Source organism: Rhodanobacter sp. MP7CTX1 (assembly GCF_014205795.1).
Classification (GTDB): domain Bacteria; phylum Pseudomonadota; class Gammaproteobacteria; order Xanthomonadales; family Rhodanobacteraceae; genus Rhodanobacter.
Genome location: NZ_JACHCN010000001.1, coordinates 166,653 through 185,985, shown reverse-complemented (window position 1 = coordinate 185,985; position 19,333 = coordinate 166,653). Strand labels below are relative to the sequence as shown.

Genomic DNA, 19,333 nt, shown 5'->3' with positions numbered 1-19,333 from the left:
GCCGAAGCACGGTTACAACTTCAGCGTCGCAGTCCCGCCTGGAGCAATCGGCGTTGCAGACGGTCAGCCATGGTTACGGGCGTGGTAAGACCCATCCGCGCCAGTGCCTCGCCCTCACCTCCCGCCACCGCCCCCGGCCGGCAAAGGGCACGCAGCAGCCCGAGTTTGCCGCGCCAGTGGCTGCTCGATGCTTGCAGCCAGTTCAGCGCCGGCAGCAGGCGTTGCTCGACTTCGGTGAAATCGCTGCCGAACGGAAACGGCGGTAACAGCCCTTTCTGGCGCAGCGGTGCCAACGCCTCGTGTAGATGTTCCGGACGATGGTGCCGCCATGCCTCGGGTATGACGAAGTCCGCGGCCAGCTTGCGATGCGATTTTGCTTCGGCGCAAAGGGCATCCAGAAAGCGCGCGTCACAGATCGACAGCATCGCCTCGATGCATTCGTTATCACTCTTGCCGCGCAGGTCGGCAACACCGTATTCGGTGACGAATACATCGCGCAGATGACGTGGAATCGTAGTGTGTCCGTAGTTCCAGCGAATATTGCTTTCAATGCCGCCGTGGACTTTCCGGGTCGAACGCAGCAAGAGCACCGAGCGGCCGCCGGGCAGTTCGTGTGCCATCGCCACGAAGTTGTACTGGCCGCCGACGCCGCTTACTACTTCACCATCCTGCAACCCATCGGAGACCGCCGCACCGAGCAGGGTTGCCATCATGCAGGTGTTGAAGAAACGCGCATCGCGACGCTGCAGCATCGCCAGTGCCTGATGATCGCCATACAGCTGGTTGACGTTGGAAACCGGACCCATAGCGATGGCGCCCGGATCGCTCGCTTCGGCGGCCTGCAACCATTCGTACAGTTCACGCGTGCCCAGGAAAAAAGCTCCGCGCAGATAGTGGCCGCCCGGCACATCGTCAGCCAGACGGCCAGCCGCGGAAGCGCGTTCCAGCGCGAGGTTGTCCCAGCTTCGACGTCTCAGCACATCTGCCCGCTGTAGATGCATGAAGCCGTCCATCACCATTTCGCTGGCGCCGTACAGGCCCACTTTGAATGGAGCGAGACCGCCCAGCCATGCAGCCAGCGTATGGGTGCTGGCGCTGAGATCCAGCGCCGCCAGCGCACTCCGCCACAGGGTGTTGTCCTGCTGACGCAACAGCAGCGCCTTGACCAACGCATCGGACAGCGCGCCAATACCGATCTCCAGGCATCCGCCGTCCTTCACCAGCGCACTGGCATGCAGCCCCAGCGAGTATTCGGCCAGATCGACCGGTAACCGTGGCAGCGCGAACAATCGAGGGGACGTGGCCGGGCGCAACTCCAGGTCAAAATAGTCTTCGGGCACCTCGGCCGCACCGCCCAAATACGGCAGGTCGGGATGCACCACCGCCACGCACACCGGCCGTTGCTTGCCGGCGACATGCATCTGTTTGAGAAAATCGAGCGTCAGATCCGGGTTGCACGACAGGCTGTAATGCACACCGTTGGGCCCCTCGCGCCGCGCCACCAACTGCACCAGCAGATTGATGTCCTGCATCACCAGATCGCGCGCAACATGGGTGTAGTTCTGGCTGATGTAGTTGCGCTGGGCACTGCCCGAATGCAGCATCGAACCCGATTCCAGATAAAACTCATGCACTTCGACATTCGATGGCAGCGCGTCGCGTGCCTGATCCAATGCGTATTGCGGGTCGATGTAGTCGGCGCCGAAATGCCGCTGCAGGAACGGCTCGAGAAAACGCGCCTCCAGCCCTGGCTTCGGTTGTGGCCGCGCCAGCGATAGCGCGGTGTACAAGCGTAGCGACCGTGTCGTGTCCTTCAGCGTGAGCTGATAAAGCGCGTTGAGCAGCTCGTGCGGCTTGCCCAGTCCCAGTGGCGCGGCGATGCGCAGATCAGGCCCCAGCCAGCCAGCAATGTGCTGCGCGCAGGCCTCGGTGTCGGTGTGACGATGCTCGATCGGCATGCGCCAGATCATGCCAGAAGCATGGCCTCGCAGTGTCAATCGGTACCTGGCGTGCATGGTTGATGCACTCTCTGCACAACCTCCCGCAAGCGGATGTTTCCACACGACTCAGTGAGGTCGGCCATGTTAGGCTCGCCCTCCCATGCTTGAGTCCGACGATACCAGCCAGCGCCACATCCTGACCCCCAGCTCGCTCAACCGGCTGGTGCGTGATTTGCTGGGCGATGTGTTTCCGCTGGTGTGGATCGAAGGCGAACTGTCGAACGTAGCGAAGCCGGCTTCCGGGCACCTGTATTTCACCCTGAAGGACAGCGGCGCGCAGGTACGTTGCGCGATGTTCAAGATGAAAGCGGCGACGTTGCGATTCCGACCTGTCGACGGCATGCAGGTGCTGGTGCGCGCCAAGGTCGGGCTGTACGAACCGCGCGGCGAATTTCAACTGGTCGCCGAATCCATGGAACCCGCTGGCGAAGGTGCGTTGCAACGCGAGTTCGAACAGCTCAAGGCACGACTCGATGCCGAAGGCCTGTTCGCGCAAGCACGCAAGCGTCCCCTGCCCCGTTACGCACGGCGCATCGGCGTGATCACCTCGGCCACCGGCGCAGCAGTACGCGATGTGCTGAGCGTCATGGCACGTCGCTGGCCACTGGCTGATGTCGAGGTGCTGCCGGTGCCGGTGCAGGGTCGCGAAGCACCGGCGGCGATTGTCGCCATGCTGAGCAAGGCCTCAGCCAGCCAGCGCTACGATGTGCTGCTGCTGACTCGTGGCGGCGGTTCGCTGGAAGATCTGTGGGCGTTCAACGACGAAAAAGTTGCGCGAGCGATCCATGCCAGCGCGGTGCCTGTGGTCAGCGCCGTCGGGCACGAGATCGATTTCAGCATTGCCGATTTCGTTGCCGATCTGCGCGCGCCCACGCCATCAGCCGCCGCCGAATTGCTGGTACCCGATGCCGCAGCGATAAGCCGCCATCTCCAGCAGTTACAGCAACGCCTGCTCACCCTTCAACAACGCAAGTTGCAGGCACACGCGCAACGCGTCGATCACCTGTTCGCACGATTGCAGGCACAACGGCCGCAGGCTCGGCTGGCGCGTGATCACGAAAGACTGCTGCATCTGCAGCGGCGCTTGAGTGCCGTCCTGCGCGAACAAAGCCAGCGTCGGCACACTCGACTCGAACGGCTGCATGCCCGTCTGCTGGCGCTGCATCCACGTGCACGACTGCCGCTACTCGCCCGCCGCCTGGCCGAGCAGGATCAGCGCCTGCGCCGCGCCATCGCCTACACCCTGGAGCGACAGCAGACTGCCCTGCGGCATGCCGGCCACGCTCTTCATTCTGTGAGTCCACTGGCCACGCTGGAGCGCGGTTACGCGATCCTGTTCGACGATGCGGGACAGGTCGTGCGTTCTTCCGCAAACGTCTCCGATGGCGACACGGTGAAGGCACGTCTGGCCGACGGCGAGCTCAAACTGCGAGTACTTGGCGAGTGATTGGCGCCACCTGAGATGGGTCGCCAATCACGTACCTCCCGATCGGTCAGCCAACGTCTCCAGTAGCTTTGTCGGCGAGTCGTACCAACGCACTGGCTGCACTGACGAACTCCGACGGCATCATCACGATGGTCATCGTGTTCTGTTCCGCGCCCACCTCGGTCAACATCTGCATGCGCCGCAGCTCCATCGCCATCGGCATGTGAGCCATCTTGGCGGCCGCCTCGGTGAGCTTCAACGCGGCATCGTGCTCGGCTTCCGCCTTGATGATGCGGGCGCGTTTCTCACGGTGAGCCTCGGCTTCCTGCGCCATCGCGCGCTGCATGGACTGCGGGATTTCCACATCCTTGATCTGCACGCGATCGACTTCCACGCCCCAGGGCTCGGTGACTTTGTCGATGATTTCACCCAGCATGCTGGACAGCTTTTCCTGTTCCTTCAGCAGCTCGTCGAGCGAATGCTGACCCATCACGCTGCGCAGGCTGGTAAGCGCGGTTTGGCGCACCGCATCCTCGAAGTTCGCCACCTCGATGATCGCGCGCTCCGGGTTGATCACCTTGTACCAGACCACCGCACGCACCTTGATCGGCACGTTGTCGTTGGTCATGGTTTCCTGTGGCTCGATGTCCTGGGTAACAACGCGCACATCGATGATCTGCATGCGCTCGATACCGGGAATGATCCACGTGAGGCCCGGCGAGCGGGTGGAATGGTAGCGTCCGAGCCGAAACACCAGCCCTCGCTGGTACTGCTGGAGTACCCGCAAACCAGAAATGAGAAACAGCAACAGCAGGACAACAATAAAGAACACGGGCATGAAAATCTCCGTTGAAAGATCGGGCCGAGCCGGCCCAGTGTACGGTGTGCGCAGGGATGGCGACCGGTCCAATGTCTCTGCGTAGCTACCGTGAGAGCTTATGGCGCTCCGGGCTGCGTTGCCGTGACGTTCCAGCCCATCGCGTTATACAGATGGTAGAGAGCCATGCCGAGGTATTCGTGCATCGCGATATCGGTCACGGCGAAGTTGTACGTCTGCGGCAGCCATGTCATCTGGGCCGCCACGTAATCGGCGCGCACCGGAATCGCCGCGATGCCGAAATGCGCGAAGTACAAGCTGGCGCGAGGCAAGTGCGTGCCCGAGGTCACCAGCACGATATGTTGCGCACCCAACGCCTTCAGCAACGGCTGGCTGAACTGTGCGTTCTGCCAGGTATTCATGCTTTGCTGTTCCAGCATCAGATCGGCGGCATCCACACCGAGCCTGCTCAGCACACGACCGTAGACCAGAGACTCCGCCTCACGGTAGTGCTGCGACCGGCCACCGCTCACCAGCAGCTTGCAGTCCTGCCCGGTGGACTTGCATTGCCGGTATAACGCGGCCGCCTGGACGATCCGGCCATAGCCGACCCATTGCGGCTCCAGCACGTAGCTCCCGGCCACCGGCACGCTTCCTGCGGTTAGCAGCACGATCGCGTTGTGTGCCACCCAGTCGCCGGGTGCCGTCGCCACATAGGGTTGTTGCAGATGACGCAGCAACCATCGCGGCAGCGGCCCGCTACCCACCGCAAAGAACAGCACGATGGTGAGGCCTGCAAGACTGCGAGCCAGTCCGCGCCGCCTGCGCCAGTTTGCTGCAAACGCCAGAAGCAACAGGACCGCAAACACGATGCACGTCATGGCGATGGAATCCCCTAGTGGTAGCGCAGCGTAACGCAGGTCGCTGGGCCATGTTGCGAACCCACTTCATGACCTGAGCAGGTCGCCTCGGCATCGTGCTTGGCGAGGTTACCCCCTGCAGAACAACACTGGCGTGCGCCCACACGCTGGCGTATATGTTCGGCTCCGCTCGATACGGGTATCGCGTGATTGGCTGGAGAGATCCATGCCTGCTTGCGCATCATCGACACGGCCTTGACCCTCCCTCCGTCGCAAGAGAACTCACATGGCAAGAACCTCCTCTGGCAGTCGCGGCAGCATCAAACCAGGCAATCTGGACAACATCGTTCGCTCCGGTAAGCCGGGGGCACCTGCTCGCGGGCCTGGCGGAAAAGCCGGCGCGTTTTCGCGCATCTGCATCGGCACCGTTCTCGCCTTCACCGGACTGGCGGCGGCGATGGGCGCCAGCGCCGACGACATCGGACGCGGCGACCGCTACTCGGGGCAGACCTGGGCTTCGCGCTCGCCCGTGCTCGCGCAGCACGGCATGGCCGCGACCGAACAGCCGCTCGCCTCGCAGATCGCCGTCGATATCCTCAAGAAGGGTGGCAGTGCGGTGGATGCGGCCATCGCGGCGAATGCAGCGCTTGGCCTGATGGAGCCGGTGTTGAACGGCATCGGTGGCGACTGCTTCGTGATCGTGTGGGATCCGAAGACCAAACAACTTTATGGCTACAACGGCTCCGGCCCTTCGGCGAAGGGGCGCGACCTCGAGAAAATGCGCGCCGAGGTGGCCGCCGCTTACAGGAAGGCTGGCCTGCCGGCCAAAGACCACATTCCTTCGGTGGGTTCGTTGCCGATCACGGTACCCGGCACCGTCGACACCTGGTTTGCGCTGCACGACAAGTTCGGCAAGCTGCCAATCGCTGACGATCTGGCACCGGCCATCGCCTATGCAAAGAACGGTTACCCGGTCACCCAGCTGGTTGCCAAATACTGGAAAGGCAACATGGCGGCGTTCGACAAGAGCCACGCCCTGATCGAGGAGAGCGCGAACGCGCGTTCTACGTATCTGATCGATGGACATGCGCCGGCTGAAGGCGAGGTGTTTCGCAATCCCGATCTGGCCAACACGCTGACCCAAATCGCCCAGGGTGGACGCGACGCGTTCTACAAGGGTGCGATCGCGCATACCATCGATGCGTATTTCAAGCGCATCGGCGGCGATCTTCGCTATCAGGATTTCGCGGACTATCACGGTGAATGGGTCACGCCGCAATCGGTGAATTATCACGGCTACGACGTCTACGAACTGCCGCCGAATGGCCAGGGTTTCGCCGCGCTCGAAATGCTGCAAATACTCAAGGGCATCGACCTGAAGAAGATGGGCGTCGGCAGCAGTGATGCGATCACCGCGATGCTCGAAGCCAAGCGACTCGCCTACGAAGATCTTGCCAAGTATTACGCCGACCCGCGCTTCGTCGACATCCCGATGAAGGGCCTTCTCTCCGAAGGCTATGCCGACCAGCGCCGCAAGTTGATCGACCTGGCCCATCCGCGTGCCGACATCGGCCCCGGTGATCCGAAGCTGTTCAACGGTGATACCACTTACTTCACCACCGCCGACAAGGACGGCATGATGGTTTCGATCATCCAGTCCAACTATCGCGGCATGGGCTCAGGCCTGGTCGCCGACCACCTGGGCTTCATGTTCCAGGATCGCGGTGAGCTGTATTCGCTGGATGCGAAAGCCGCGAACGCGTATGCACCAGGCAAGCGCCCGTTCCACACCATCATTCCCGGCTTTGTGTTGAAGAACGGCGCGCCCTACATGTCGTTCGGCCTGATGGGCGGCGACATGCAACCGCAGGGGCACATCCAGGTGCTGACCAACATGATCGACTACGGCATGAACGTGCAGGACGCCGGCGATGCCGCGCGCTGGCGCCATTACGGCAACGCCGAGCCCACCGGTGAACCCTCGCAGGGGCTAGGTACGGTCGAAATGGAATCGGGCTTCGACCCGCAGGTGAAAGCCGAACTGGCGAAGCGTGGCTACAAGATCGTGCCCGGCACCGGCAACTTCGGTGGTTACGAGGCGATCATGTTCGATGCCACGCAGCACGTGTACTGGGGCGCCACCGAGATGCGCAAGGATGGCGAGGTGGTTGGGTACTAGGCTCTCTGTTCGTCTGCTTTGCTCCCTCCCCTGCTCGCAGGGGAGGGCTGGGGTGGGGTCGCTCTACGCGGGGAGCTCAGCCGTTGCCACGCACCCGTAACGTCAGCCCCTTGAGAAAGTTGCGCAACAGCTGATCGCCGCAGAGGCGGAAATTCTTGTGGCCGGGCTGGCGGAACAGCGCGCTCAGCTCCGGCTTGGAGATCGGGAAGCCGGCGTCAGCGAGGATCTGATGCATGTCCACGTCCTTCAGCTCGAACGCGACACGCAGTTTCTTCAACACGACATTGTTGGTGACACGCTTTTCCACCGGACGCGGCGGCAGGCTCTCGTCGCGTCCGCGGCGATAGAACACCAGGCCATCGAGGAAGTGTGCGAGCACCTGGTTGCTGCATTCCTGATAGCCCTCTTCCTCGTCCTTCTTCAGAAACGCCAGTACATCGGCCTTCTCGATCGGGAAGTTCGCGTCCGCCAGCTTGGTGATCTCGACCACCTTGGTGTCGCTTAGGTCGAGCATGTAGCGGATGCTGCGCAGTACGTCGTTGTTGATCATTGGCTTGTTCCGGGGAGGCGCGCGTGAGGGCTCCATGCTACCGCGTGCGTCAAGTGTTGAACGCGTCGGCGGGAGTGACATGCGAAACTGCGCGAATCATGAGCGAGACGCTATACACACTGGCCCAACCGTGCCGGCATCAGGAAGAGATCAAGAAGAGCCGTTTCCTGGCACTGGCCGCACCAGTGGATTCGGGCGAACAGGCGCTGGCGTTCGTGCGCGAGGTGAGCGATCCAGCCGCCACCCACAATTGCTGGGCCTACAGGATCGGCCAGGATTACCGGTTCAACGACGACGGCGAACCTGGCGGCACCGCCGGCCGACCGATCCTGCAGGCCATTGAAGGCCAGGGCATGGATCATGTGGTGGCGATGGTGACGCGCTGGTATGGCGGCATCAAGCTCGGTGCCGGCGGACTGGTTCGCGCCTATGGCGGCACTGCCGCCGAATGCCTGCGTCGCGCGGAACGCCTGCCGATCGTGGCAATGGCCCGCCTTGCCGTGCACTGCGAATTCGCCGTGCTGGCCTTGTTGAAGGCGCGATTGAAGGACTGGCACGCCGAAGTGGCAAGCGAGGTCTTCGTCACTGATGGCGTTGAACTGGAGCTTCGCCTGCCGGAAAGCTGGGTGACCGAGGCGCAGGCACACATCGTCGACCTCAGTCGTGGACGCAGCCGGGCAAAACGCCTGGACTGACGGGCGCAACGGGTTCGGTATGGATTGAATCGGCGACCATGCGCCCCACCTTCAATGGCAACGCCTGCGCTCAACGTGTGTCCGGCACCTCCGATCGATCCTGCGAGAGCTCATGAGCCAACCCATCCCCGACAGCTCCCCCCCTGCCCGCCGCGTCGGCGCATTGCGCCATCTTTGGCCGTTCTTGAAACCGCACCGCGCGCTGGCCATCGGCTGGCTGGTGTTTCTCGCGTTGTCGTCTGGTGCTTCGCTGGTGCTGCCGATGGCGTTTCGCCACATCATCGACCAGGGCTTCGGGCATTCCAGTCTTGAGGTGATCAACCGTACCTTCGCCGGCATGTTTGGCGTGGCGCTGGTGCTCGCGTTTGCCACGGCGGCGCGCTACTTCTGCATCACGTTGTTGAGCGAGCGGGCACTGGCTTCATTGCGCACGACGCTTTATGCGCACGTGATCCGGCTGGACGTGGGCTTCTTCGAGCGCAGTCGCGTCGGCGAACTGCTCTCGCGTCTGAGTGCCGATACTGAAGTGGTGCAAGTGCTGATCAGCTCCGGCGTCTCGGTAGCACTGCGCAGTGCGGTAATGCTACTGGGCGCGGCCGTGGCGATGGTCTGGACTGCACCATCTTTGGCCGGACTGACCGCGCTGGTGATTCCAGCCGTGATGCTGCCGATCCTGGTCTTCGGTCGACGCGTGCAGAAACTTTCGCGCGCCAGCCAGGACCGCCTGGCCGACGCAGCCGCCATCGCAAACGAGACCTTGAATGCGTCGACCGCGGTGAAGGCATACGCCCGCGAAGATATCGAGAGCACACGCTATGGCAGCGCGATCATGCGCGCACTGGCCACGGCACGCCGCCGCATCGGGGTGCGCTCGTTGCTGACCATGGCGGTGATCGTGCTGGTGTTCGGCGCGATTACGTTGGTGCTGTGGGCTGGCGCTCGCCACGTGCTCGCCGGCACGCTGGACCCCGGCGTGCTGGGCCAGTTCGTGCTGTACGCGATCTTTGCGGCCGGCTCGGTGGCAGGTTTATCCGAAGTGTGGGGCGATGTGCTACGCGCAGCTGGCGCGATGGAGCGCATCGGCGAACTACTGGGCGAGCGGGCCGAGATCATCGAGCCGGCACAGCCAACACCTCTGCCGGCACCTGTGCATGGCACGCTGCGTTTTGATGACGTGACGTTCCACTACCCGACGCGGCCCGATACGGCGGCGCTGCACAACTTCACGCTGGACATCCGGCCGGGCGAAACCGTGGCCCTGGTCGGTCCGTCCGGCGCCGGCAAGAGCACGGTGTTTTCGTTGCTGCTGCGTTTCTACGATCCGCAGAGCGGTCGAATCAGCATCGACGGCATCGACCTGCGCGCGCTCACCTTGCACGACCTGCGCGGGACAATTGCGCTGGTGCCACAGGAAACCATCATCTTCGCTGGCACGGCAGCGGACAACATCCGCTTCGGGCGCCAAGAGGCAAGTGACGAGGAAGTACGCGACGCGGCGCGCGCCGCCGAAGCGCATGAGTTCATCAGCGCACTGGGTGATGGCTATGGCGCCGAACTGGGCGAGCGTGGCGTGCGGCTATCCGGCGGCCAGCGCCAGCGCATCGCGATCGCACGCGCCATCCTGCGCGATGCGCCACTGCTGTTGCTGGACGAGGCCACCTCGGCGCTGGATGCGCAATCCGAAGCAGCCATCCAGCAGGCACTGGAACGATTGGAGAAGGGCCGCACCACGCTGGTGATCGCCCATCGCCTCGCCACCGTGCAACGCGCCGATCGCATCGTGGTGATGGAGGACGGCCGAATCGTGGCGCAAGGCACCCACGAAAGCCTCCTCGCCGAAGGCGGCTTGTACGCCGAGCTGGCGCGTCTGCAATTCGTGGCTTGAACTGATCAGCGCCGCACTGCGTCAGTGCGGCGCTGATCACGTCACGACGGTATCAGAGCTCGATGCAATCGAAGCGGCGATCCGACTCTGCTTCTTCTTCGTAGTCCACGTCCTGCCGCGCGAAACCGAACAGGCGCAGGAACTCCTGCTTGTATCCGGCGTAGTCGGTGATCTCCCATAGATTCTCGGTCGTCACCGTCGGCCACAGCTCTTTGCAGGCCTGCTGCACGTCGTCGCGCAACTCCCAGTCATCCAGACGCAGGCGCCCTTCCTCGTCGAGCAACGGAGCCGCGCCGTCCGCACGATAAAGGAAATCATGGAACAGACGATTGAGCTGCTCGATGGTGCCTTCGTGCAGTCCCTTCTCCTTCATGATGCGGAACACCATCGCCACATACAGCGGAATCACCGGAATGGCGGCGCTGGCCTGGGTGACGACTGACTTCATCACGCCCACGTAGGCGTCCAGTCCCTGCGCGGCATAGCGCGTACGCAGCTCGCGCGCGGTGTTGTCCAGGTGCTGCTTGGCCTGACCCAGCGTGCCATGCCAGTAGATCGGCCAGGTGATTTCCGTGCCCACGTAACTGAAGGCGACGGTCTTGGCATGCTCAGCCAGTACGCCGGCCTTGCTCAGTGCCTCGATCCACAGCGCCCAGTCGTCACCGCCCATGACGGTGACGGTGTCCTTGATCTCCTGCTCGGTCGCCGGCTCTACCGAAACCTGCACGACGGCATCGCGGTTGGTGTCGACCGAGGTCGCCGTAAACGTCTCGCCGACGGTCTTCAGCGCGGAGCGGACGACCTCACCGGTATCCGGCAACTTGCGCACGGGCGATGCCAGCGAATAGACCACCAGGTCGATCGGGCCGCCCATCTCCTGCTGGATCAATTCGATCGCGCGGGCGCGGGTTTCATGCGAGAACGCGTCGCCGTTGATCGACTTGCTGTACAGACCCGCCTCTTTGGCAAGCTGGTCGAAGGCGGCGGAGTTGTACCAGCCGGCGGTGCCGGTCTTGGCTTCGCTGCTGGGCTTCTCGAAGAACACGCCCAGCGTCGCCGCGCCATAGCCGAACGCTGCCGTGATGCGCGACGCCAAGCCATAGCCGGTGGATGCGCCGATCACCAGCACACGCTTGGGACCGGTGCCCTGATGGCTGACGGCCTGGGTGACCTTGATCTGGTCGAGCACGTTCTGCTCGCAACCGACCGGATGGGCCGTGATACAGATGAATCCACGCACTTTGGGCTTGATGATCACTCGACGGCTCCTGCTGGCCTTTCACAATCCGCCATCTTAACCAAGCAAGCCGACATGCGCCGCCGTAGGGATCGATTGAGGGCTGAAAAGATCACCTTCCCGATCGGCTATCCAGCCCCAGGCCACTCATGGGTGAAGCCTCGATCGGCATGGGCGTGTCCCGTCCGCCAAAAAGAAACCCCGCACAGGAGCGGGGTTTCTGATTCACATCACGACCGATGTGAGGTTGATCAGGCGGCCACTTCGACGCCCGAAGCCTGGGCGCCTTTCGGCCCCTGAGTGACTTCGAACTGTACCCGCTGGCCTTCCTGCAGGCTGCGAAAGCCCTTGGTGTTGATGGCCGAAAAATGGACGAATACGTCGTCCCCCCCATCCTCAGGCGCGATGAAACCGAAACCCTTGGCATCGTTGAACCATTTGACCGTACCGAAACGCATTGCGTAAACCCCTGGACATGGAATGGATGCGCCGAGTCAATCGCTGAACCATTTACCCCCCCTGGTTCGCCGTCCCGGCGGAGGAAAAGTACCAACATGTTCAGGGCCAGCGCAATATCCAACGACACGCCGACCGCCCGAAGCCGTTCCCTTCGCTCAGCTTTTCAACATCGCCGCGAGGATGCGTGGCACCTCAGTCGTGGCTGCCGCGAGATGCGCAAAGATCTCCTCGATGCTGATCTCCGCTTCGTCGCCGCAGCCGGCCGCGAAATTCGCGACCAGTGCCAGGCAGGCGTATTCCAGTGCGAGCTCGCGCGCCAGCGCCGCTTCCGGCATACCGGTCATGCCGACCAGGTCGCAGCCGTCGCGCTTCATGCGGGCGATCTCGGCGCGGGTTTCCAGCCGTGGCCCCTGGGTGGCTCCGTAGCAACCGCCATCGATCACCGCGACGTCGGCCTTGCCTGCCGCCGCCAGCAACTGCTGTCGCAGCGACCCGGTGTACGGCTCGCTGAAATCAATGTGCTTGACCTCGGCACCCTCGACGTCGCAGTAGCTGGTGTAGCGGCCGTGGGTGTAGTCGATCAGCTGATCCGGCACCACGATCACCCGCGGCCCCATGTCACTGCGGATGCCGCCGACCGCATTGACGCCGATCACCCTGCGCGCACCGAGGCTGTGCAGCGCCCACAGGTTCGCGCGGTAGTTGACCCGATGCGGCGGCAGTGTGTGGCTCTCGCCATGGCGTGCCAGAAAAGCGATACGTTTGCCGGCGAAGTCACCCATCACCACCTCGCCCGAGGCGGCACCGTACGGCGTATCAACGGCATGCCGGGTGGCGTTTTCCAGCCCCGGGAAGTTGTACAGGCCGCTGCCGCCGATCACTGCCAGATCCATCGTGCTCATGCTGATTCCTCAGTTGTCGCGCAGCGCGTAAATGCCCGGCAGGTTGCGGCCCTGCTCGTGGTAATCCATGCCGAAACCAAACACGTAACGATCCGGCAGCTCGACACCATTGAAGTCCGATGCGATGCCCTCGGCCAGGCGATCGTGGCGCTTGGTACATAGACTGGCGATCAGTACGCGCCGCGCACCACGCTGGTAGCAGTCATCGCGCACGGCCTTCAGCGTGTGGCCCTCGTCGAGAATATCGTCGACCAGCAACACCACCCGATCGACCAGCGACACCGCTGGCTCGCGCAGCCAGTGCAGTTCGCTGCCCGAGGTGCTGCCGCGATAGCGCGTCGCATGCACGTAGTCGAATTCAAGATCGGTGCGGATCGCCAGCGCCAGCTGGCCGGCAAAGATCAGCGCGCCATTCATCACGGTGAGAAACACCGCGCGCTCGCCGTCCAGCGCCGCATCGATCCGTCGCCCCATGTCGGCGATCACGGTGTCCAGTGTGCCGCGCTCATGCAGCAAGTCGGCATTTGCCAATGCATCGGCAAGCGAAGGTGTCGGAGTATTCATGCCGATTCCTGGTTCGTATTCAACGCCGTGACGCGAGCGACGAAGCGATCGCGCTGAGGGTTGTCGGTGAGGCCTGCCCAGCTGGCGCCGAGCGCGCCGCGCAAGGCTGCAAGCTGCGGCGGTAACGATGTCGTGTTGTTCTGCATGGCGGCGATCGCTTCGTCCACCACCTCGGGAAAACAGGCCAGCACCAGATCGCAGCCGGCCTCCAGATGAGCTTGCACACGTTCGCCGACACTGCCGGCCGCGCCCGCCGCGGCCATGCTGATGTCGTCGCTGATCACGGCGCCGGCGAAACCCAACTCGCCGCGAAGGATCTGTTTGATCCAGCGTTCCGAATAGCCGGCCGGATGACTATCCACCTCCGGGTAGATCACGTGCGCCATCATGATCGCCTCGACGCGCGCCTCGATGCATTCGGCGAACGGCAGCAGGTCATCGCGACGGATTTCGTCCATGTTGCGTGGATCGATCGCCTGCGCCTTGTGCGTGTCGGCGGCGACCGAACCATGCCCGGGAAAGTGCTTGAGCACCGCCGCCATGCCGCCAAGATGCATGCCGCGCACGTACGCCTGTGCCAGCTCGGCAGTCACTGCAGGGTCGGCATGGAATGCACGCAGGCCGATCGCCGCATTGCCGCGGGCCAGATCCACTACCGGCGCAAAACTGAAATCGACACCGCTGGCGCGCAGCTCGCTGGCCATCACCCAGGCATGTTCTTCCGCCAGTCGCACGGCCTCATCGGGATCACGGTCGTAGACGGCGCCGATCGCCGCCAGCGCCGGCAGACGGGTGAAGCCCTCGCGAAAACGCTGCACCGGACCGCCTTCCTGATCGACCGCAATGAGCAGCTCATCGCCACCAACCTCGCGGATCGATTCGCACAATGCGATCAGCTGCTCGCGCGACTGGTAGTTGCGCGAAAACAGCAGCACGCCGGCCACTCCCGGTGCGGTGAGCCAACGCTGTTCGTGTTCGGCCAGTTGCAGCCCGGCTACGCCGATCATCAGCATGCGGCATCCTCGGCAGTGCGTTCGGCCAGCGACCATTGCCGGTACGGGTGGTCGATCAGGTTGACGTTGTAGTAACGCAGCAATGCGCTCACTTCGTGTCCCAGCCATGACGGTCTTGGAAACGCTGCGTCAACGGCTGGCAGTTCGACTTCGGCAACGATCAGGCCGCTGTTGTCGCCGAGAAACTCATCGACCTCGAACAGCACGCCATCGACACGGACATGATGGCGAACCTTTTCCAGCACGCCATCGCACAAAGTATCCAGCAAGGTTCTGGCATCGGATACCGGTATGGCGTATTCGAACTCGGCCCGCTCGACGCCGAGCCGGGCTGCCTTGATATTCAACCACGCCTGCTCACCGGCCAGGCGCGCGCGCACCGACGCTCGTGCGCTGCCATCGCGCAGTGCCTGTGCACCGATCAGGTAGCCCTGGGCGATCTGCTCGCTGTGCTCGACGGCGCCGCGCCAGCTGTCGTCGCACACCAGAAATTTTCGTTCGATCTCGATGCCCATGTTTATCTCACCGCTCGAACAGCGCGATGGATTCCACGTGTGCGGTGTGCGGAAACATGTCCATCACGCCGGCGGATTTCAGTTTAAAACCATGCTGATTGACCAGGATGCCAGCGTCGCGCGCCAACGACGCGGGATGGCACGACACGTAGACAATGCGCTGCGTCTGCTTGTGCGGCAGGTACTCAAGCACCTTGTCGGCACCCGCACGTGGCGGATCGAGCAGCACTTTGTCCCACGGCTGGCGCGCCCAATCGCTGGCACGCTGATCCTCGAACAGATTCGCAACATGGAAATGCGCGTTCTCGATACCGTTGCGTGCGGCGTTCTGCGCAGCACGTTCGACCAGTCCGTGCTCACCTTCCACACCTGCGACCTCGGCGACACGGCGGGCAATCGGCAAGGTGAAATTGCCCAGGCCGCAGAACAGGTCGAGCACGCGATCGGTCGGTTGCGGATCGAGCAACTCCAGCGTCCGAGCCATCATGCGCTGGTTCATGTCGGCATTGACCTGCACGAAATCGAGCGGCTGGAATTCCAGCTCCACGTCCTCGACCTGCGCATCACCGCTGGCAATGCGAAACGCCAGTCGCGGATGTTCCGGCCACAGCGGATGCACGCTGCTGTTGCCGCCCGGCTGCAGATAGATCGCCAGCTCATGCTGCTGGCCGAACGCGGTCAGCGCAGCCAGGTCGCGCTCGCTCAGCGGCTGCATGTGCCGAAACACCAGCGCCATGGTGTCATCGCCGGCCGCGAATTCAATTTGCGGAATGTCGCTGGCTGCGTCCATGCCGTTGAGCAGGTCGGCAAGCAGGCCGATCTTCGGGCCCAGCGCCGGGTGCATCACTTCGCACTGCTGGATATCGGCCACGAAGCGCGGATTTTCCTCCTCACGGAAGCCCACCAGCACACGGCCCTTCTTCGCCACGTTGCGAACCGACAATCGTCCCTTGCGCCGATAACCCCAGGGTTCACCCGTAAGCGGCGGCAGCCACGCCTGCGGCGTCACCTTGCCGATGCGTTCGAAATTCTCCGCCAGAACGCGCTGCTTGGTGGCGATCTGTGAGGGGGCATCCAGGTGCTGCAACGAACAACCACTGCACTGGCCGAAGTGTCGGCAACGCGGTTCCACCCGGTGCGGCGAACGGGTTATCAGCTCGACGACTTCAGCTTCGTCAAAATGGCGATGACGCTTGCGCAGACGCAACAGCGCCTGTTCGCCTAGCAGCGCACCACTGACAAAGACCGCCTTGCCATCGACACGGGCCACGCCGCGACCGTCATGACTGAGATCGGTGATGACGGCTTCGAAGGTCGCCGACGGAACGGAGTTGGATCGTGACATGGGATCTGAACAGATAAGGCCGCACTGGCTGGCCGCCGATTATCACAGATCGGCCCGGATGGCGCCCAGCAACGGTGCCCGCGCCAGGTTTTTTTGGGGAACGCCCGACACCACACCGCCCTGGCTGCGCCGGGTGTTCCGTATGAAACCAGCCCTATCGCGGCCTATTTGCGTACCCAGGCACCGCTGGCGTTCTGGTAGTACCAACTTGCCTTGGCTTTGTCGATCCAGCCCTTGGCAAACGTGGCACGGATCTGCGCCTCCCACTCGGGGTGGCTGTTGGCGTGGGCCACTTCGCTATAGAGCGCCGCACGATCGCGATTTTCGTCGGCCACGGTGGCATTGGCCTGGGCCCGCTGGTCCAGTGGCACCTTGCTCGCGTCCCGCATGGCGACCATGCCATCGCTGGTGAAACCCACCGCGCCGCTGTCCAGCAGCGTGCCCAGCGCACCCTGAAAACGTTGTTGCATACGCTGGCGGATCGCTTCGGTAGCACTGGTCTGGATGCGGATGTTCGGCGTATCGGCGGCATACGCTGCCGGAATCAACAGATCGAGCAGCATTGCGGAGGGATGCTGGCCAGCACTTGGTGGCGTGTCTTTTTGATCCTTCGGCGCAGGGGGCGCGGGTTGCCCTTGATCACCCAGCACGTTGCCGATGAATTGATCGGCCGCCTTCTGCGCTGCCGCTTCAGGGAAATACACGTTGATCGTGACGCAGCCGACCAGCAGCACGGCGAGCGTGGCCAACGTTATACGGACAAGCTTGCGCATGATGGACTCCGATGTCCGAGCTGAGAACTGACGTTTGAACGAAAAACCGTGCGCATGCCACCACGCGAGCGATCAACGGATTTCAGGTGCTGTCCCGTCGATCGCGGCATGCAGGCGCCGGACCAGGGTCGGCCAGTCCACCTGAGTTTGATGGCCGATCACCCGCAAATGCGGCAGGCCGCTGCCTTCGACAATAGTGTAACCGTCGTCGCCCGTCTCCAGTCCGCTCATCTGACAGACCGCACCGCGCAACGTGCAGTCGAGACCGATGCGCTTGTAGCTGAACGTCTTGAATAATTTCATCACCATGCCCTGCAGGCCGGAGCTTATCCCGCCGCCGCCGAGCGTGGTGAGATTGTTCACGGCGCGCTGACTGATCCGGCCACCGCTATCGGCCAGCAGGCTCGCCTTGAACGCCACCGGACTCCAGTTCACCAGTCGCAGGTCCGCGATCGAGCCATTCAGCCGTCCGGTCATGTTGCCAAAATCGAAGACGCTGGTGATCGCGGCCAAGTCGAGTTGTTGCAGATGGATGTCGCCGTTCAATACCGGACTTGGCCCAAACGGCTGCTGCAGCGATAGCCGGGTGATATCGACAAAGCCACCGAACAGACTGGCCGACAAGCCGCCCTGCAATTCAAAGCGATCGTCCACCCAGCGCAATGACGGAATCGCGCCGCCAAGCGTGCCGGGGAATGCCGGCCAACCCACGGCATGACTGAATGCGGCCATATCGACCCCGGTCACCACCAGCGAGGTCTCCAGGCGCTGCCCTTTGGCCGCTGCAGGGCGCCAATCGAGTTCGGCTACCCGCAACTGGCCCTTGAACACGGGGACTTCCAGCGGCCGTTGCAGGCTGAGCGTGCCTGCATGGCTGCGCCAACTCGATTGCGCGGCGCCGTTGGGTATCCGATAAAACTGCAGGCTGCGCCAGAGGAGAGTGGTGGCTGGCCGGTCTTCTTGCGCCGCCCAATCCAGTCCGCCGCGTAAACCGCTGACTGCCACGCGGCCGTCCTCATCGGCCAAATCAAGGCCTGCGGTATTGAACGCGAAGCTGTACATGCCGTCGGCACGCAGATCCAGCCCCCCGCTCAACTCGCCGTCGATGCTCATATTGCGTAGGCCCAAGGTGCTCAGCCATGCCTGGCCGTAGCGCTGGTAGGCAGCGGGAAAACTGGCCTGGAAGTGGTCCACTTTGAGCTTCTTCAACTCACCCTTGGCATCGAACGCGAGTGCCCCATCCAGTTGCAAAGCATCCGCGTCATCGACATGCAAACGGCTCAGTTCGAACGCGCCGTGCTGCGCGCTGGCCTGCAGCACCAACTGCACCGGGTGGTTCGGCAGTTTGGCGTAGAGCGGGCCCAACAGTAGTTCGCCCCCGTGCAGGCTGGCATCCAGGTCGATCTGGGCCGGTCCATCGGTGGTGTCGAGGCTGAAGCGGCCATTGCCGCTCATGCCTTGTCCGGCCAGCGTGCCGGTCGGGGTATCGAAACCGACACCATCGAGCGTGAACTGCCCGGTCGACTGCATGCCCGTGTCGCGCAGGTCCAGCGCCAGCACGGCGTCCAGACGGCCCGCGGTGGGACGGCCTGACCAGACTGTACCGAGCAACCCCTGCAACCAGCCAGCAGGGAGATTCTTCAGATTGATCTGCGCGTGAGTGGGCTGATCCAGCGGCGAGGCGACACCGGCCTGTGCATTGCCCTGCTGGATATCAACCTGCAGCGTATTGGCCAGCTCGCTGATCAGCATGTTCACGTGCGCATTGCTGAGCGCCCCACCCGGCGCACCGGTCACGCGCACGCTGCCGTCAAAAATCCAGCCGGCCCGCTCGTTTTGCAGGGCTCCGTCGAGCGTCAGGCCCAACCGTCGCCAGCCCATCGCCGGAATATCCGCCTGGGCAGCATGCAGTTGCAGGTGCAGTCCGCCACCGGCATCCTCGCCAATCCTGGCGGTTACTGTCTGCAATCGGACCCCATGGACGTTGATCGAACGGGCCGTCAGCAGCACATCCGCGCGCGCCGGCATCGCCCAACCGGCGACCAGCAGTAGGCAAAGGCAGAGCAAAAGGTGGCTTGATGTAGGACGCATGTAAGGCCATTCTGCCAAATCC

General features: G+C 63.1%; 17 protein-coding genes. 4 read left to right on the top strand and 13 right to left on the bottom strand.

Annotated elements, in window-relative coordinates; all coding sequences use genetic code 11:
* Positions 1-20: 20 nt before the first annotated feature.
* A complete protein-coding gene (locus HDE77_RS00950) occupies positions 21-1,958 on the bottom strand; it encodes an acetyl-CoA hydrolase/transferase C-terminal domain-containing protein (protein WP_255482466.1) in 1,938 nt (645 codons plus the stop codon).
* A 142-nt stretch (positions 1,959-2,100) separates the two neighbouring features.
* On the opposite strand from HDE77_RS00950, the gene xseA reads away from it, so the two are divergent.
* Entirely contained in the window at positions 2,101-3,447 is a 1,347-nt protein-coding gene (gene xseA / locus HDE77_RS00945) for an exodeoxyribonuclease VII large subunit (RefSeq protein ID WP_184415246.1), read from the top strand.
* A 46-nt stretch (positions 3,448-3,493) separates the two neighbouring features.
* On the opposite strand, the gene HDE77_RS00940 is transcribed toward xseA, so the two are convergent.
* Complete coding sequence (locus tag HDE77_RS00940) at positions 3,494-4,264, bottom strand: slipin family protein (RefSeq protein WP_184415244.1); 771 nt, start codon at positions 4,262-4,264, stop codon at positions 3,494-3,496.
* Positions 4,265-4,362: 98 nt separating this feature from the next.
* Entirely contained in the window at positions 4,363-5,124 is a 762-nt protein-coding gene (locus HDE77_RS00935) for a YdcF family protein (RefSeq protein WP_184415242.1), read from the bottom strand.
* 265 nt (positions 5,125-5,389) lie between these two features.
* Here HDE77_RS00935 and ggt point away from each other — a divergent pair, with 265 nt between their 5' ends.
* A complete protein-coding gene (gene ggt / locus HDE77_RS00930; protein ID WP_255482465.1) occupies positions 5,390-7,282 on the top strand; it encodes a gamma-glutamyltransferase in 1,893 nt (630 codons plus the stop codon).
* 76 nt (positions 7,283-7,358) lie between these two features.
* Here ggt and HDE77_RS00925 read toward each other — a convergent pair whose 3' ends face one another.
* Entirely contained in the window at positions 7,359-7,832 is a 474-nt protein-coding gene (locus HDE77_RS00925; protein WP_184415240.1) for a DUF1456 family protein, read from the bottom strand.
* 98 nt (positions 7,833-7,930) lie between these two features.
* On the opposite strand from HDE77_RS00925, the gene HDE77_RS00920 reads away from it, so the two are divergent.
* Positions 7,931-8,527, top strand: a complete 597-nt coding sequence (locus tag HDE77_RS00920) for a YigZ family protein (RefSeq protein ID WP_184415238.1) — start codon at positions 7,931-7,933, stop codon at positions 8,525-8,527.
* 112 nt (positions 8,528-8,639) lie between these two features.
* Entirely contained in the window at positions 8,640-10,412 is a 1,773-nt protein-coding gene (locus tag HDE77_RS00915) for an ABC transporter transmembrane domain-containing protein (RefSeq protein ID WP_184415236.1), read from the top strand.
* Between the two features lie 52 nt (positions 10,413-10,464).
* Here the strand turns inward: HDE77_RS00915 and fabV are convergent, their stop codons facing one another.
* The 9 genes from fabV to HDE77_RS00870 form a co-directional block, all read right to left on the bottom strand.
* Complete coding sequence (gene fabV, locus HDE77_RS00910; protein WP_184415234.1) at positions 10,465-11,670, bottom strand: enoyl-ACP reductase FabV; 1,206 nt, start codon at positions 11,668-11,670, stop codon at positions 10,465-10,467.
* Positions 11,671-11,900: 230 nt separating this feature from the next.
* Positions 11,901-12,107, bottom strand: a complete 207-nt coding sequence (locus tag HDE77_RS00905) for a cold-shock protein (RefSeq protein WP_184415232.1) — start codon at positions 12,105-12,107, stop codon at positions 11,901-11,903.
* Positions 12,108-12,263: 156 nt separating this feature from the next.
* On the bottom strand, positions 12,264-13,010 hold the full coding sequence (locus tag HDE77_RS00900; protein WP_184415230.1) for an S-methyl-5'-thioinosine phosphorylase: 747 nt from the start codon (positions 13,008-13,010) through the stop codon (positions 12,264-12,266).
* 9 nt (positions 13,011-13,019) lie between these two features.
* Entirely contained in the window at positions 13,020-13,574 is a 555-nt protein-coding gene (locus HDE77_RS00895; RefSeq protein WP_184415228.1) for a hypoxanthine-guanine phosphoribosyltransferase, read from the bottom strand.
* Positions 13,571-14,587, bottom strand: coding sequence for a beta-N-acetylhexosaminidase (nagZ, locus tag HDE77_RS00890; RefSeq protein ID WP_184415226.1), 1,017 nt, complete (start codon positions 14,585-14,587; stop codon positions 13,571-13,573). Before nagZ ends, HDE77_RS00895 begins: the two co-directional genes overlap by 4 nt.
* Positions 14,581-15,102 (bottom strand): CYTH domain-containing protein, encoded by a 522-nt coding sequence (locus tag HDE77_RS00885; RefSeq protein WP_184415224.1) that lies wholly within the window; start codon positions 15,100-15,102, stop codon positions 14,581-14,583. The genes nagZ and HDE77_RS00885 overlap by 7 nt, the downstream gene beginning before the upstream one ends.
* Positions 15,103-15,109: 7 nt before the next feature.
* A complete protein-coding gene (gene rlmD / locus HDE77_RS00880; RefSeq protein ID WP_184415222.1) occupies positions 15,110-16,447 on the bottom strand; it encodes a 23S rRNA (uracil(1939)-C(5))-methyltransferase RlmD in 1,338 nt (445 codons plus the stop codon).
* Positions 16,448-16,611: 164 nt separating this feature from the next.
* Positions 16,612-17,220, bottom strand: a complete 609-nt coding sequence (locus tag HDE77_RS00875; RefSeq protein WP_184415220.1) for a YdbL family protein — start codon at positions 17,218-17,220, stop codon at positions 16,612-16,614.
* A gap of 72 nt (positions 17,221-17,292) precedes the next feature.
* Entirely contained in the window at positions 17,293-19,311 is a 2,019-nt protein-coding gene (locus tag HDE77_RS00870) for a hypothetical protein (RefSeq protein ID WP_184415218.1), read from the bottom strand.
* Positions 19,312-19,333 lie beyond the last annotated feature (22 nt).

Coding starts and splice junctions, on each gene's coding strand:
- HDE77_RS00905 (WP_184415232.1), bottom strand. CDS start 12,107: ATGCGTTTCGGTACGGTCAAATGGTTCAACGATGCCAAGGGTTTCGGT.
- nagZ (WP_184415226.1), bottom strand. CDS start 14,587: ATGCTGATGATCGGCGTAGCCGGGCTGCAACTGGCCGAACACGAACAG.
- HDE77_RS00920 (WP_184415238.1), top strand. CDS start 7,931: ATGAGCGAGACGCTATACACACTGGCCCAACCGTGCCGGCATCAGGAA.
- HDE77_RS00935 (WP_184415242.1), bottom strand. CDS start 5,124: ATGACGTGCATCGTGTTTGCGGTCCTGTTGCTTCTGGCGTTTGCAGCA.
- HDE77_RS00950 (WP_255482466.1), bottom strand. CDS start 1,958: ATGCCGATCGAGCATCGTCACACCGACACCGAGGCCTGCGCGCAGCAC.
- HDE77_RS00900 (WP_184415230.1), bottom strand. CDS start 13,010: ATGAGCACGATGGATCTGGCAGTGATCGGCGGCAGCGGCCTGTACAAC.
- HDE77_RS00895 (WP_184415228.1), bottom strand. CDS start 13,574: ATGAATACTCCGACACCTTCGCTTGCCGATGCATTGGCAAATGCCGAC.
- HDE77_RS00870 (WP_184415218.1), bottom strand. CDS start 19,311: ATGCGTCCTACATCAAGCCACCTTTTGCTCTGCCTTTGCCTACTGCTG.
- HDE77_RS00940 (WP_184415244.1), bottom strand. CDS start 4,264: ATGCCCGTGTTCTTTATTGTTGTCCTGCTGTTGCTGTTTCTCATTTCT.
- HDE77_RS00925 (WP_184415240.1), bottom strand. CDS start 7,832: ATGATCAACAACGACGTACTGCGCAGCATCCGCTACATGCTCGACCTA.
- ggt (WP_255482465.1), top strand. CDS start 5,390: ATGGCAAGAACCTCCTCTGGCAGTCGCGGCAGCATCAAACCAGGCAAT.
- HDE77_RS00875 (WP_184415220.1), bottom strand. CDS start 17,220: ATGCGCAAGCTTGTCCGTATAACGTTGGCCACGCTCGCCGTGCTGCTG.
- xseA (WP_184415246.1), top strand. CDS start 2,101: ATGCTTGAGTCCGACGATACCAGCCAGCGCCACATCCTGACCCCCAGC.
- HDE77_RS00915 (WP_184415236.1), top strand. CDS start 8,640: ATGAGCCAACCCATCCCCGACAGCTCCCCCCCTGCCCGCCGCGTCGGC.
- rlmD (WP_184415222.1), bottom strand. CDS start 16,447: ATGTCACGATCCAACTCCGTTCCGTCGGCGACCTTCGAAGCCGTCATC.
- HDE77_RS00885 (WP_184415224.1), bottom strand. CDS start 15,102: ATGGGCATCGAGATCGAACGAAAATTTCTGGTGTGCGACGACAGCTGG.